This is a genomic window from Methylocystis heyeri (assembly GCF_004802635.2).
Taxonomy (GTDB): Bacteria; Pseudomonadota; Alphaproteobacteria; order Rhizobiales; family Beijerinckiaceae; genus Methylocystis; species Methylocystis heyeri.
In genome coordinates this window covers 4,120,598-4,134,443 of the sequence record NZ_CP046052.1, presented here as the reverse complement: position 1 = coordinate 4,134,443, position 13,846 = coordinate 4,120,598, and the positions used below count along the sequence as shown (strand labels likewise).

General features: G+C 63.5%; 12 protein-coding genes. 3 read left to right on the top strand and 9 right to left on the bottom strand.

All coding sequences use genetic code 11. The features are described from left to right. Window positions 1–162 precede the first annotated feature (162 nt). A complete protein-coding gene (dnaG, locus tag H2LOC_RS18635; RefSeq protein WP_136497224.1) occupies window positions 163–2,106 on the bottom strand; it encodes a DNA primase in 1,944 nt (647 codons plus the stop codon). 132 nt (window positions 2,107–2,238) lie between these two features. On the opposite strand from dnaG, the gene H2LOC_RS18630 reads away from it, so the two are divergent. From H2LOC_RS18630 to H2LOC_RS18620, 3 genes are all read left to right on the top strand, one after another. After that, window positions 2,239–2,445: a DUF1289 domain-containing protein gene (locus tag H2LOC_RS18630; RefSeq protein WP_136497225.1), complete on the top strand. Its 207-nt coding sequence runs from the start codon at window positions 2,239–2,241 to the stop codon at window positions 2,443–2,445. A gap of 167 nt (window positions 2,446–2,612) precedes the next feature. Further along, window positions 2,613–2,813 (top strand): BrnT family toxin, encoded by a 201-nt coding sequence (locus H2LOC_RS22135; RefSeq protein ID WP_136497532.1) that lies wholly within the window; start codon window positions 2,613–2,615, stop codon window positions 2,811–2,813. Between the two features lie 25 nt (window positions 2,814–2,838). After that, window positions 2,839–3,072, top strand: coding sequence for a BrnA antitoxin family protein (locus H2LOC_RS18620; RefSeq protein WP_136497226.1), 234 nt, complete (start codon window positions 2,839–2,841; stop codon window positions 3,070–3,072). A gap of 3 nt (window positions 3,073–3,075) precedes the next feature. Here H2LOC_RS18620 and H2LOC_RS18615 read toward each other — a convergent pair whose 3' ends face one another. From H2LOC_RS18615 to H2LOC_RS18580, 8 genes are all read right to left on the bottom strand, one after another. Beyond that, the gene (locus H2LOC_RS18615) at window positions 3,076–4,374 is read right to left on the bottom strand and encodes an O-acetylhomoserine aminocarboxypropyltransferase/cysteine synthase family protein (protein WP_136497227.1); all 1,299 of its coding nucleotides are present in this window, start codon (window positions 4,372–4,374) and stop codon (window positions 3,076–3,078) included. A 163-nt stretch (window positions 4,375–4,537) separates the two neighbouring features. Then, a complete protein-coding gene (locus H2LOC_RS18610) occupies window positions 4,538–6,670 on the bottom strand; it encodes a S9 family peptidase (RefSeq protein WP_136497228.1) in 2,133 nt (710 codons plus the stop codon). 96 nt (window positions 6,671–6,766) lie between these two features. Beyond that, entirely contained in the window at window positions 6,767–6,994 is a 228-nt protein-coding gene (locus H2LOC_RS18605; protein ID WP_136497229.1) for a formate dehydrogenase subunit delta, read from the bottom strand. Beyond that, window positions 6,981–7,811 (bottom strand): formate dehydrogenase accessory sulfurtransferase FdhD, encoded by an 831-nt coding sequence (gene fdhD, locus H2LOC_RS18600; RefSeq protein ID WP_136497230.1) that lies wholly within the window; start codon window positions 7,809–7,811, stop codon window positions 6,981–6,983. The genes H2LOC_RS18605 and fdhD overlap by 14 nt, the downstream gene beginning before the upstream one ends. Beyond that, the gene (gene fdhF / locus H2LOC_RS18595) at window positions 7,808–10,687 is read right to left on the bottom strand and encodes a formate dehydrogenase subunit alpha (protein WP_136497231.1); all 2,880 of its coding nucleotides are present in this window, start codon (window positions 10,685–10,687) and stop codon (window positions 7,808–7,810) included. Before fdhF ends, fdhD begins: the two co-directional genes overlap by 4 nt. Before the next feature lie 10 nt (window positions 10,688–10,697). Continuing rightward, entirely contained in the window at window positions 10,698–12,254 is a 1,557-nt protein-coding gene (locus H2LOC_RS18590) for a formate dehydrogenase beta subunit (protein WP_136497232.1), read from the bottom strand. Next, window positions 12,251–12,727, bottom strand: a complete 477-nt coding sequence (locus H2LOC_RS18585; RefSeq protein ID WP_136497233.1) for a formate dehydrogenase subunit gamma — start codon at window positions 12,725–12,727, stop codon at window positions 12,251–12,253. Before H2LOC_RS18585 ends, H2LOC_RS18590 begins: the two co-directional genes overlap by 4 nt. A 148-nt stretch (window positions 12,728–12,875) precedes the next feature. Then, window positions 12,876–13,775 carry a LysR family transcriptional regulator gene (locus tag H2LOC_RS18580; RefSeq protein ID WP_136497234.1) on the bottom strand — a complete coding sequence of 300 codons (900 nt, stop codon included), beginning with the start codon at window positions 13,773–13,775 and terminating at the stop codon, window positions 12,876–12,878. Window positions 13,776–13,846 lie beyond the last annotated feature (71 nt).

Sequence of the window (13,846 nt, the reverse complement as noted above, 5' to 3'; positions counted from 1 at the left end):
AGGCCGCCCGACGAAGCCTCGTCAAGGGCGGCCCAAATTCGATTGGGGATGAGCCCTATTGAGCTCATCGACCCGCTGTGGTTCAACTAAGCGGACGAATCATGTTGTAAGACACTGGCTGGCCCCGCTTAAAGCGAACTTAACCATAGCCTCGCACACCCGCTAAAGAATACGGCCGGCGCGACCGGACATGGTTCCAAACCCTTCCAGGGCGGCTTCGGTTCCGTCGAGCGTCGATAATTCGGTCTGGATCTCCGCCAGCCTCGCGGCTTCCTCTTCGGTGGGATTTTCCGCAAGGCGCCCCATTATGCCGCGCAATTCCCTATTTAACGCCCAAACCCTGCGATGCAAGCTTAAAACTTGCCGCAAAGTGACCTCGGCGTCGGCGCTCGCCGCCTCCGGCTGGACGCTCCAGAGATTGGCGTGAGCCTCCATGCGCCTCAAGCGGGCGAGAAAAGGTTCGAGCCCCGCTTCCGCAATGGCTTCGGCGATGTCGCCTCCCGTTCCCTCCTCTCCGAAGGCCGGACTGGAGACGCAACGCGCCATCAGGTCGCGCAGTTCATTCGCCTCCGGCGATTCCAGCTCCAGAGACGCGAGATCTTCGATGTGATCGGCGAGGAGCTCCGGGTGATTGATCAAAATAAGCAGAATCAGGCATTCGCGTGGCGAAACCTCCGGCCTTACGCCCTTGAAAAGGGGAGAATTCGCCAGCGACGCGCCGATCTGCACCGGGCCGGACACGCCGCCGTCCCGCCCCTGGAAAGCGCTTCCGCCGCGATTGGCTCGAAAATTCTGGCGAGCTTCCGGCGCTCGGGGGCGACGGTTCGCTGCGCCGGCGGCGCGCAGCAAATGAAAAAGCCGGTCGGAAAGCTCCCGCCCATAGTAACGCCGCAGCGTCTGGTCGGCGATCTGGCTGGTTAGTTCCTGAAAGCGCCGTTCCAGCGCCGCGCGCCGCTCCGGCGTATCGAGGGTGCGGCCCTCGATTTCACGCCGCCACAGCAGTTCGACCAGCGGCAAGGGCGCTCTCAAGGCGCCCGCCAGGGCTTCCGGGCCATGGGCGCGCAGCAGCTCGTCGGGGTCCTGCCCGTCGGGCAGCAAGACAAAGCGCAGCGTCTTGCCGGGCGCGATATGAGGCAAAGCCGTGTCGACGGCGCGGTAGGCCGCCTTGAGCCCGGCCTTGTCGCCGTCGAAACAGAGAATGGGCTCCTCGGCCATGCGCCAGAGCAGCGCGCATTGTTCCGCCGTGAGCGCGGTGCCGAGCGGCGCGACCGTCTGGGGAAAGCCCGCCTCGGTCATGGCGATGACGTCGACATAGCCCTCGACCGCGATGACGGCTCCCGCATCATGCGCCGCCTTGCGGGCGTTGTGCAGATTGTAGAGCGTCTCGCCCTTATGGAAGAGAGGCGTTTCCGGCGAGTTCAGATATTTCGCCTGGGCCTCCTTCTCCAGCGCCCGGCCGCCGAAGGCGATGACCTTGCCGGCGCGATCCTGGATCGGGAACATCACCCGGTTGCGAAAACGGTCATAGGGCACGGCGATATCCTCGCCATGGATCAACAACCCGCCCTCGATCATCTGTTCGACGCTGGCGCCCCTGGCGGCGAGAGCGTCACGCAGCCCGTGACGATCCGGAGGCGCATAGCCGATGCCGAAAAGCGCCTGCATCTTCCCTGAAATCTTGCGGCGATCGAGATAGTCCCTGGCCTCGCGCCCCTTGGGCTCCTTGAGCTGCTTCCTGAAATAATCGGCCGCCCATTCCATGACCTCGGTCAGGGAGGCCCGTTTGCGCTCGCTCTCGCGCTGCTCCGGGCTCTCCACCGGCAGCGGAAGGCCGGCCATGGCGGCGAGGCGCTCGACGGCCTCGGGAAAGGAAATCCCCTCGGTCTCCATCAGGAAGGCGATGGCGTCTCCATGCTTGCCCGAAGAGAAATCATGGAAGAAACCCTTTTGATCATTGACGTAGAAGGAGGGCGTCTTCTCGGCGTTGAAGGGCGAGAGACCCCGCCACTCGCGTCCCTCTTTCCTGAGCTTGACCTTTTGACGCACCACTTCCGAGACGGGAACCCGCGCCCGAATTTCGTCCAGGAAGGAAGGTGTAAAACGCATTGGGCTTCTTAGCACGCCTGTATGGTTGGGACAGGCCCAGGCGCCGAGCTTGACGGCGACCCGCCGTCAATTCAAGAAATCGCTTTGATCAAACCCTCGGCCCCGCCGGAAAAATCACCTTTGAGGAGCACCATGACCGCCAGCCCCTGCATCGGCGTCTGCCAGATCGAGCCGTCCAGCGGGCTTTGCCTCGGCTGCGCACGCTCGCTACAGGAAATCGGCCGCTGGCGCGACGCCTCCGAGCTGGAGCGCAAGAGAATCAGCGCGGAGCTTCCTGCGAGAAAAGCGCGGCTGCCCGAACCTCCCGCACAAGGGCGGGTCACGCAGCGGCGAAGCTGATGCTCGAAGGCGAAGTGACGACACTCGGCTTCTTAAGGGGCGTGATTTTCTGCACTGCGCTTATGACGGAACTTATACGCCGCAAAGCATAGTGTTCCTTATTACCCCTTTCCCCCAGCACACTTGCACACGCTCCCGAAAAAGGCTCTTGACTCGAGGGGGCGTATATACACAAGCGCCATATCTCAGATCGGATCGGATCGGATCGGGACAACGAATTTCGCTGGATAGCCCTCGGCAAGGCGCAGGAGTGCATTATCGCGGTGATTTATACGGAACGCGAAGGACGCATCCGCATCATCTCCGCCCGAATGGCGAGGACCAAAGAACGTGAAATCTTCCACCAACGCATCCGCGACACATCCTGAAAGGCACAGGCAGGACGCGTCGCAAATGCAAAAAAGCGACGCCGAAATCGAGGCCGCAATGGCGAGCGATCCCGACTGGGCCGGGATCGAACCTATCGACTGGACCAAGGCCGAGGTGGTGACGCCGCCCAAAAAGCAGGCGATTTCGATCCGCCTCGACGAAGACCTCATCGGATTCTTCAAGGCGGAAGGCCCCGGCTATCAGAGCCGCATCAACGCGGTCCTGCGCGCCTATATGAAGGAGCGCAGGGCGCGCTAACCCTCACGCCCTCGCCGCCTTCAGCCCGCGATCGAGATCGGCCAAAATGTCGTCGATGTGCTCGAGCCCGATGGAAAGCCGCACATAGCCTTCCGTCACGCCGCTCGCGCGCTGGGCCTCCGGCGTAAGCTGGGAATGGGTCGTCGTCGCCGGGTGGATGGCGAGACTGCGCGCGTCGCCGATATTGGCGACGTGATAGAACATCGTCAGCGCGTCGATGAAGCGGCGTCCCGCCTCCAACCCGCCCTCGAGCTCGAAGCCGAGCAGCGAACCATAGCCGCCCTTGAGATATTTTTCGGCCCGCGCCCGCGCCTCCCCGCTCTGGCGCGAGGGATGAATAACCTTGGTCACTTCGGGGCGCTCGGCCAGGAAATCCGCGACCGCCTTGGCGTTCTGCACATGGCGTTCCATGCGCAGCGTCAGCGTCTCTATGCCCTGCAGCGTCATAAAAGCGTTGAAAGGCGACATCGCCGCGCCGAGGTCGCGCAGCAGGGTCGTGCGGGCCTTGATCACATAGGCGATGGGACCGAGCGGCTTGACCGCTTCGACCCACATCGCCCCATGATAGGACGGGTCCGGCGTATTGAGCGCGGGCTGGCGCTCGGGGAATTTTTCCCAGTCGAAATTGCCGCCGTCGATGATGGCGCCGCCGATCGAGGTGCCGTGGCCGCCTAGGAATTTGGTGGTGGAATAGACCACAACAGCCGCGCCATGATCGAAGGGGCGCGCCAGAATCGGCGCCGCAGTGTTGTCCATGATCAGCGGCACGCCAAACTCGCGCCCGATCGCCGCGACCTCGGCGATGGGAAACACGGCGAGTTTTGGATTGGGCAGCGTCTCGGCGTAATAGGCCCTGGTTTTGGCGTCGGTGGCGTGGCGGAAATTCTCCGGATCCGCCGGATCGACGAAACGAACCTCTATGCCCTGATCCTTGAGCGTATTGGCGAAGAGATTATAGGTGCCGCCGTAAAGATCGGTGGAAGAGACGATATTGTCGCCGACGCGGGCGAGGTTCTGCACGGCGAAAGCCGATGCCGCCTGGCCCGAGGCGAGCGCGAGCGCCGCCGCCCCGCCTTCGAGCGCAGCGAGACGCTCCTCCAGCACGCCGGTGGTGGGATTGCCGATGCGGGTGTAGATCTGGCCCATCTCCTTCAGCGCGAAGAGATTGGCGGCGTGTTCGGCGTCGCGGAACTGATAGCTGGTGGTCTGATAGATCGGAACGGCGACGGCGCCATTGGTCGCGTCGGCCCGCCATCCGGCGTGCAATTGCAGCGTTTCGGGATGTTTGGTTTCAACAGCCATCGTTGGGTCTTTTCGCTTTGATCGGAGTCATTGGAAAGCCGGCGGGCTTTGTCGGACAGCGCTGCAACGCTTCGATGCGGCGCTCCGCCAGCTTAACGCCGATCCTGCGGCGCTGAAAACATGCGCCGATCACAAATCGAGCAATTGCCTGTCCGGCGTGCGGCTAATTTCGCCCGGCGCAGGCGAGCGCAAAGGCGTATTCCAAGGCGATTTCGTCGAGCCGCTCGAACCGCCCCGAGGCCCCGGCGTGGCCGGCGCTCATCTGGGTGTGCAGCAATATGGGCCCGCCGCCGGTCATGACGGCGCGCAGGCGCTGCACCCATTTCATGGGCTCCCAATAGGTCACGCGCGGATCGGTGAGGCCCGCGAGCGCCAGAATCGGCGGGTATTGCTGCGGCTTCACATTGTCGTAAGGGGAATAGGAAGCGAGCCGGTCGAAGGCCGCTTCGTCGGCGATCGGATTTCCCCATTCCAGCCATTCCGGCGGCGTCAGCGGAAGGTCGTCGCGCAGCATGGTGTTGAGCACGTCGACGAAGGGCACCCCGGCCAACACTCCCGCGAAAAGCTCGGGCGCCATATTGGCGACAGCGCCCATCAGCATGCCGCCGGCGCTGGCCCCTTGCGCGACGATCTCGCCTTCACGCGTGTAGCCGGTTTCGACCAGATGGCGCGCGCAGGTCAGAAAATCGGTAAAGCTGTTGGTCTTGAATTCCAGCTTGCCCTTTTCGTACCAGTTCCAGCCCTTGTCCGCGCCCCCGCGCGTATGGGCGAAGGCATAGACCAGGCCGCGGTCGACCAGCGACAGGACATCGGAGTCGAAGGCCGCCGACAGAGCGTGGCCATAGGCGCCGTACCCATAGAGCAGGAGCGGCGCGCCAGCCCCGCCGGGTTTGAAATCGGCCCGGTGCAGCAGCGTGATCGGCACGGTTTGCCCGTCGTCCGCCTTGGCGAAAAGGCGCCGGGTCACATAGTTCTCGGGGTTATGGCCGCTCGGGATTTCCTCGCGCTTGCGCAGGCTGCGCTCGCGGCTGTCCATGTCGTAATCATAGGTTTCGGTCGGCGTCGTCATCGACGAATAGGCGAAACGCAAAGTGCTCGTATCGAATTCGAGGCCGGTCTGGAGATAGAGCGCATAGGCCTCTTCCTCGAAGGCCACCGCATGTTCCTCCCCGCTGAGGAGATTGCGGATCACGATGCGCGGCAAGGAATTCTCCCGCTCGACCCAGGCGAGATGGCGCGCATAGACGGTGGCGATCACGATCATCCGCCCGGGGCGATGCGGCACTGTTGGGCGCCAGTGGTCCCGAGTGGTCGAATCGAGAGGCGCGGCGAAAATCGCGAAGTCGTCGGCGCCGTCCGCATTGCTGTGGATATACAGAAGATCGTCATGCGGCTCGACGTCATAGCGCAGGCGCGCTTCGCGCGGCGCGATGCGACGCGGCTTCACGCCTGCGTCGCGAAGGTCGATCAGATGGCATTCGCTGGCGTCGTGGCCATGAATCGAAACTACGGCGAAACGGCCGCAACGGCTCTCGCGCAAAGAGACGAACCAGGCGGGGTCCGTCTCAGCGAGAACGAGTTCGTCCTCAGAGGGATCAGCGCCGAGGACATGGCGGAAGACCTCCGCCGTGCGGTGGTTTTCGTCGACCCTGACGTAATAGAAGCTCTTCGAATCCCGGCTCCAGACGATGGTCCCGTCGGTTTCCTCGACTATATCGGGGCGGTCGGCGGCGTCGCCGATGGCGCGGGTGCGGATAGAATAGAGTTCGGAGCCCTTGTCGTCGACGCTCCAGCCGATCTGCGCGTGATCGGGCGCATGGGCGCTTTCGGCGATATCGAAAAATTCGGCGTCTCTGGCGAGTTCGTCGCCGTCGAGCAGGATCTCTTCCTTCCCGCCGCTGCGCGGTGTTCGGCAATAGAGCGGATGCTCCCCGCCCTCGCGATAGCGTTCGTAATAGGAGAAAACTCCGTCGGGCCACGGAACTTCGGAATCGTCTTCCTTGATGCGCCCCCGCATCTCCGCGACCAGGGTCCGCCTCAATTGCGTGAGCGGTTCCAGGACGCGGTCGCAATAAGCGTTTTCGTCCGTCAGCAGCTTCACGATTTCATCCGGCAGCGCTTCGGGATCGCGCAGCACCTCGCGCCAGTTCTCGGCGGCGAGCCACTGGTAGGGATCCTCCAGCGTCCTGCCGTGGCAGGAGCGCAGCGTCGGGCGGCGTTCGGCCTGCGGCGGGATTGCATCCACGGCGCCGAACCCCGAGCGGATCGGGGCGGCGGTTCCATCGCGGTCGTTCATTTTTCCTCCGCCGATCATGATCTTCGCACTTTGCGGCGAAGCTCCGCTCGGCGCCGCGTTCCGTGAATGGAAAGCTCGGCGCGACAGGCGCCGGCGCTATTTCTCTTGCGCGAGTCGCTTGATCGCTTCGAGCGCGAGCGGGTTCAACCCGTCGCCGCCGTGAGCGACGTGCTCGAGGATGTTCGCGCGCATGCGGGGGTCCCAGAATCTCTGGATGTGGTCCACTATTCCTGCGGCCCTGTCGTTGGACTTTTGCGAGCCGAAAAAATCGCCTATCTGGTTCGCCATTTTGACCAGTGTATCGACCGAGCTATGCGACGACATGTAGGTGAGCCTGTTCGAGAATGCGGGATGGATGGGTGAAGACTTCAAAGTCGCGCCCTCGCATTACAGCGACGAGCGTTATGCCGCAAGCGTCCGCCGTGCGCACGGCGAGCGCGGTGGGCGCGGAAATGGCGGCGATGATCGAAGCGCCGATGCGGGACGCCTTTTGCACGAGCTCCACCGAGACCCGGCTCGTCATCAGAATGACGCCCGAGCCGCCGGCGACGCCGCGGCGGGCCAGCGCCCCGGCGAGCTTGTCGAGGGCGTTGTGGCGTCCGACATCCTCGCGCAGCAGCAAATCCCCCGTTTCCGGGATCCAGAAGGCGGCGGCGTGCACCGCGCGCGTCTGCTGGTTGAGCTTCTGCAATCCGGGAAGCCGATCCATCGCCCCGATGAGGCCGATCGATGTTGTCTGCAGAGAGCTTTCCACCTTTGAGGGCGGGCGGCAGGCCTGCTCGAGACTCTCGATCCCGCAGAGACCGCAGCCGGTCGGACCGGCCATGGTGCGTCTGCGCTGGGCATAGTCTTTTTGCCGTTCGCCAGGCAGCCAGCTTCGAAGCTCGACGCCGAGGTCGCTCGCTACGATTTCGACGTCGAGGCTTTGGCCGGGGTCCAGCAGGCCCTCGGCTATGGCGAAACCCACCGCGAAATCTTGGAGATCCGCGGGGGTCGCCATCATGACGGCATGGGTGGTTCCCCCGAAGGTGAACGCGATCGGCGTTTCCTCCGGGATCAACCTCGTCGCCTCTGCGGTCGCTTCATTGCGACGCGCGAGGCATGACGCTTCGACGACAGGCGCCGGGACGACCTCGGTCATTCCGCGGCGTCGATGGCGCCCGCTATGCGACGGCTCCTCTCGGAGAGTTCGCGGTATTTTTCCTGCCATTCGGTCGGGCCGTTGGAGGCCGAAACCTGAACGGCCGTGACCTTGTATTCGGGACAATTGGTCGCCCAGTCGGAATTGTCCGTGGTGATCACATTGGCCTGAGTCACGGGATGATGGAAGGTGGTGTAGACCACGCCAGGCGCTACGCGGTCGGTGATCTGCGCGCGCAGCGAAGCCTCTCCCACGCGGCTCTGCACCTTCACCCAGTCCCCGTCCTTCACGCCCCGATTTTCGGCGTCGTGCGGATGGATTTCCAGGACGTCCTCGGGGTGCCACTCGCTGTTGTGAGTGCGCCGCGTCTGCGCGCCCACGTTATATTGCGAGAGGATGCGGCCGGTGGTCAGCAGCAGCGGGAAGCGCGGCCCCGTCTTTTCGTCGGTCGGCACATATTCGGTGATGACGAACTTGCCCTTGCCGCGCGCGAAGCCGTTGATGTGCATGATCGGCACGCCATGCGGATTCTCGTCGTTGCAGGGCCATTGCACCGAGCCTTCTTCGTCGAGCTTGGCGAAGGACACGCCCCTGAAGCTCGGCGTCACCCGCGCGATCTCGTCCATGATCTGGCCGGGATGGTCGTAGTTCCAGTCGAGGCCCAGAGCCTTGGCGATGAGCTGGGTGATTTCCCAGTCGCCGTAGCCGTTCTTGGGACTCATCACCTTCCGCACCAGCTGGATGCGGCGCTCGGCGTTGGTGAAAGTGCCGTCCTTCTCGAGGAAGCTCGCGCCCGGCAGGAAGACATGGGCGTAATTCGCCGTCTCGACCAGGAAGAGGTCCTGCACCACCACCAGCTCCATCGCGGCGAGGCCGGCGGAGACATGGGTTGTGTCGGGGTCGGACTGAAGGATGTCCTCGCCCTGCACATAGAGGCCCTTGAAGGTTCCGTCCACCGCCGCGTCGAACATGTTCGGGATACGCAGGCCGGGCTCGGGATCCAGCGTGACGCCCCATTCCGCCTCGAAAGCAGCGCGGGCCTTTTCGCCGGAAATATGCTGGTAGCCCGGCAGCTCATGGGGGAAAGAACCCATGTCGCAGGAGCCCTGCACATTGTTCTGGCCGCGCAGCGGATTGACGCCGACGCCGCGGCGGCCGAGGTTGCCGGTCGCCATCGCCAGATTGGCGATGCCCATGACCGTGGTCGAGCCCTGGCTGTGCTCGGTCACGCCGAGGCCGTAGTAGATCGCGGCGTTGCCGCCGGTGGCGTAGAGACGCGCGGCGGCGCGGATGTCAGCGGCGGGAACGCCGGTGAGCTTCTCCACAGCCTCGGGGCTGTTGCGCTCCTCCGCGACGAATGCGGCCCAGTCCTGATACTCGTCCCAATCGCAGCGTTCGCGCACATAGGCTTCGTTGGCGAGGCCTTCCGTGACGATGACATGGGCGAGCGCAGTGACGATGGCGACGTTCGTTCCGGGCTTGAGCGCCAGATGATAGTCGGCCTTGATATGGGGCGACTTCACGAGGTCGGTGCGGCGCGGATCGACCACGATCAGCTTCGCGCCCTCGCGCAGACGTTTTTTCATGCGCGAACCGAACACCGGATGGGCGTCGGTCGGATTGGCGCCGATCACCACGATGACGTCGGAGTCGTCGACCGAGTCGAAATCCTGCGTGCCCGCCGAGGTGCCGAAAGCCTGATTGAGGCCGTAGCCGGTGGGCGAATGGCAGACGCGGGCGCAGGTGTCGGTGTTGTTGTTGCCGAAGCCGGCGCGCGTCAGTTTCTGGACGAGATAGCTTTCCTCGTTGGTGCAGCGCGACGAGGTGATGACGCCGACCGAGTTCTTGCCGTATTTGGCTTGGATTTCCTTGAACCGCCTTGCGGTGAAGGCGATCGCCTCCTCCCAGGAGACCACCCGCCAGGGCTCGTCGATCGTGTCGCGGATCATCGGATTGAGGATGCGCTCGCGATGCAAGGCGTAGCCATAGGCGAAACGGCCCTTGATGCAGCTGTGGCCGTGATTGGCCTTGCCGTCCTTCCAGGGGACCATGCGCACGATTTCCTCGCCGCGCATTTCGGCCTTGAAGGTGCAGCCGACGCCGCAATAGGCGCAGGTGGTGACGGCGGAATGCTCGGGCTGGCCGACCTCGATCACCGTCTTTTCTGTCAGGGTGGCGGTCGGGCAGGCCTGCACGCAGGCGCCGCAGGACACGCATTCCGACTCCATGAAGGCTTCGTCCATGCCGGGCGACACGCGGCTGGAGAAGCCGCGCCCGCTGATCGTCAGGGCGAAGGTGCCTTGCACCTCCTCGCAGGCGCGTACGCAGCGATTGCATACGATGCACTTGGAGGGATCATAGGTGAAATAGGGGTTCGATTCGTCCTTCGGCTTCCAGTTGAAATTGGCCGAGCCGTCGTTGCGGGCGAACACATGGTTGGAGCCGTCGTAGCCGTAACGCACGTCGCGCAGGCCGACCGCGCCCGCCATGGTCTGCAGCTCGCAGTCGCCATTGGCGGCGCAGGTCAGACAATCGAGCGGATGGTCGGAGATATAAAGCTCCATCACGCCGCGGCGGATCGCCTTGAGCCGGGGGGTCTGGGTATGGACCACCATGCCGGGAGAGACCGGCGTCGTGCAGGAGGCCGGGGTGCCGTTGCGCCCTTCGACCTCGATGACGCAAAGGCGGCAGGAGCCGAAGGCCTTGATGCTGTCCGTAGCGCAGAGCTTCGGGATTTCGGTCCCGATCTCCATTGCGGCGCGCATGACCGAAGTGCCCTCGGGCACAGTGACGGAGAGGCCGTCGATCGTAAGCGTCACTTCCTTGGACGACTTAGATTGAGGGGTTCCGTAATCGATTTCCTTGATCAAGCTCATGGTCAGCACCTCACTCGGCAGCGGCTTCAAGGGCCGGCTTTTGGAAGTCTTCCGGAAAATGACGCAATGCGCTTTCCACCGGATAGGGAGCGAACCCTCCCAGCGCGCACAGCGAACCAAATTTCATCGTGTTGCACAGATCCTTGAGCAGATCGATATTGCTCGCGACGTTCTCGCCCGCGCGGATCTTGTCGATGGTCTCGACGCCGCGGGTCGATCCGATGCGGCAGGGCGTGCACTTGCCGCAACTTTCTACGGCGCAGAACTCCATGCCGAAGCGGGCCATCCACGACATGTCGACCGTGTCGTCGAAAACGACGAGGCCGCCGTGGCCGATCAGGCTGTCGACCTTGGTGTAAGCCTCATAGTCGAAAGGCGTGTCGAATAGCGAAACCGGGACATAGGCTCCGAGCGGACCGCCGACCTGCACGGCCTTTACCGGCCGCCCCGACAGCGTGCCGCCGCCGATGTCGTTGACGATCTCGCTGAGCTTGAGGCCGAAAGGCGCCTCGAACAACCCGCCAAATTTGACGTTGCCGGCGATCTGCAGCGGAATAGTGCCGCGCGAACGGTCCATGCCGTAGGACGCATAGGCGGCGCCGCCGTCCTCGAGAATCATCGGCGCGGTCGCGATGGACAGGACGTTGTTGACCACCGTCGGCTTGCCGAACAGGCCTTCGAAAGCCGGGAACGGCGGCTTGGCGCGCACGATGCCGCGCTTGCCTTCGAGGCTTTCGAGCAGCGAGGTTTCCTCGCCGCAAACATAGGCGCCGGCGGCGATGCGCACTTCGACGTCGAAAGCGAAATCATTGGAGCCGTTCACCTTCGGCCCCAGCCAGCCGGCCGCGCGCGCGAGCTCCACCGCCTTACCGAGAACCTTGGCGGTCTGCGGATATTCGACGCGCAGATAGACATAGCCCTTGTCGGCGCCGATGGCGTGGCCGCAAATGATCATGCCCTCGATCAGCGAGAAGGGATCGCCTTCCATGATCATGCGGTCGGCGAATGTGCCTGAGTCGCCCTCATCCGCGTTGACCACCACATATTTGCGGTCGGCCTTGCAGTCGTGGACGGTCTTCCACTTGATCCCGACCGGAAAACCGGCGCCGCCGCGGCCGCGCAGGCCGGAAGTGGCGATTTCCTCGATCGTCTTCTCGGGGCCGATGGCGAAAGCGCGGGCGAGACCCCTGAAGCCGCCATGCGCGATATATTCATCCAGCGACAGCGCGTCGATGACGCCGCAGCGCTTGAAAGTGATGCGCTTCTGGCGCTTCCAGTAGGGGTGCTCCTCGACCTTGCCGATGGAGGATGAATGCGCGCCGCCGAAGAGAAAACCGGCATCGAAAAGCGCCGGCACATCGGACGGCTTCACATTGCCGTAGCCGACGCGGCCTTCCGTCGTCTCGACCTCGACGAGGGGCTCCAGCCACAAAAGACCGCGCGAGCCGTTGCGCACGATCTGAACATTGACGCCGCGCAGGGCGGCTTCCTTTTCGATCGCGGCGACGACGCGCTCGGCGCCCATCGCCTGCGCCGCGAAATCCAGCGGGACGTAAACCTTCGTCATTTGTTTTGCGCCTCCGCGGCGATCTCATTGAGGCGTTCGGCGTCCACCCATCCCATCGGCTCGTCGTCGTAGAGGGCGGAAGGACTGTGAGCGCAAAGGCCGAGGCAATAGATCGGCTCGACCGTCAGCGCGCCGTCGGGGGTCGTCTGGCCCCATTCGATCTTCAGCTGCGCGAGAAAATCACGCGCGAGCTTTTCGGCGCCGAGGGACTGACAGGCTTCCGCGCGGCAGATCTTCAGGACATGGCGGCCGTGTGGCTCGCGGTTGAACTCGTGATAGAAGGTGACGACGCCATGCATTTCCGCCCGGGAGACGTTCAAGGCGTCCGCAATCAGCGGCACCGCGGCCTCGGGCACGTAGCCGAATTCTTTTTTCACGGCGTGGAGAATCGGCAATGCGGGACCTTCCAACCCGAGATGGGCGGAGATGATCTCCTGCGCCCGGGCGGCGTCCCACGGCACTCCTGCGGACATTTCATTCCCTCGACATCTTAGCCTTAGCGGTTGCGAAATCCGCCATTTTCCTTATTATTATGACAGTGCAGCAAAAGCCGCGCCCGATCAATAGACTTGAATCGTGGAACGATAGGCGTTCCCTATCAAGCCTGTCAGGGCTTTGTTATCAACCCTTTTGCACCAGCAACGGGGCTAGCCTCTTCGCCTCCGCCAGCAGGGCCGCCACCTGGGGAATCATCGGATCGCGGTTGGGAACCACCAGTCCGATCTGATGCACGGCTTCCGGCGCTATGATCGGAATGGAGCGCAGCGCGCCGCCGATGCCGAGCGTTTCCGCGAGTTTCTCGGGCATGATGGTGGCCCATCGTCCGGCCTTCACCTGCTCGAAAAGCAGCAGGACCGAATTCGACTCCATCACGGGCTCGATCGCGCCGCCCGCCTCGCCGACCAGAGCCTCGACGATCCGGCGATTCTGCATGTCCGGGGTGAGCAGGCAGAGCGGGATGCTCCCGACATCCGCCCATGTCACGGTTTCCCGATCGGCCAGCGGATTGCCTGCGACCGTCAGCAGGCGATAGCGCTCGGCGTAAAGAGGCGTCGAGCGCACGCGCCCCAAAGGCTCGTTGTCGAGATAGGTGAGCCCCGCGTCTATATCGAGATTGTCCATCATCGTCAGTATTTCGGACGAGGACGCCGAGAGCGCCTTGAATCGCACGCCGGGGTGCTTTTCGAGATAAGGGCCCGCGAGAGCGGAAAGAATGCCGACGGCGGTCGGGATGACGGCGATCTTGAGCTGGCCTGAAAGCCCTTCGCGCAGGTTCCGCACCTCCAGCCGCATCGCCCGCGCGTCCGCGACGATGCGCTTCGCCCACACCAGCACGCGCTCGCCTTCCGCGGTCAGGCCGTGGAAACGGGAGGACCGGTTGACCAGCAGGACGCCGAGCATGTCCTCGAGCTGCTTTATTCCGGCCGAGAGCGTGGGCTGCGTAACGCCGCAAAGCTCCGCCGCGCGCGAGAAACTGCGTTCCTTCGCGACGGTGATAAAAAATTCCAGTTTGTCGATCACCGCAGTCTTCACCTCAGAGCGCAGCTTCCAGCACAAGAAATAGCATGGAATCAGCCTAAAAGAGGCTAAAA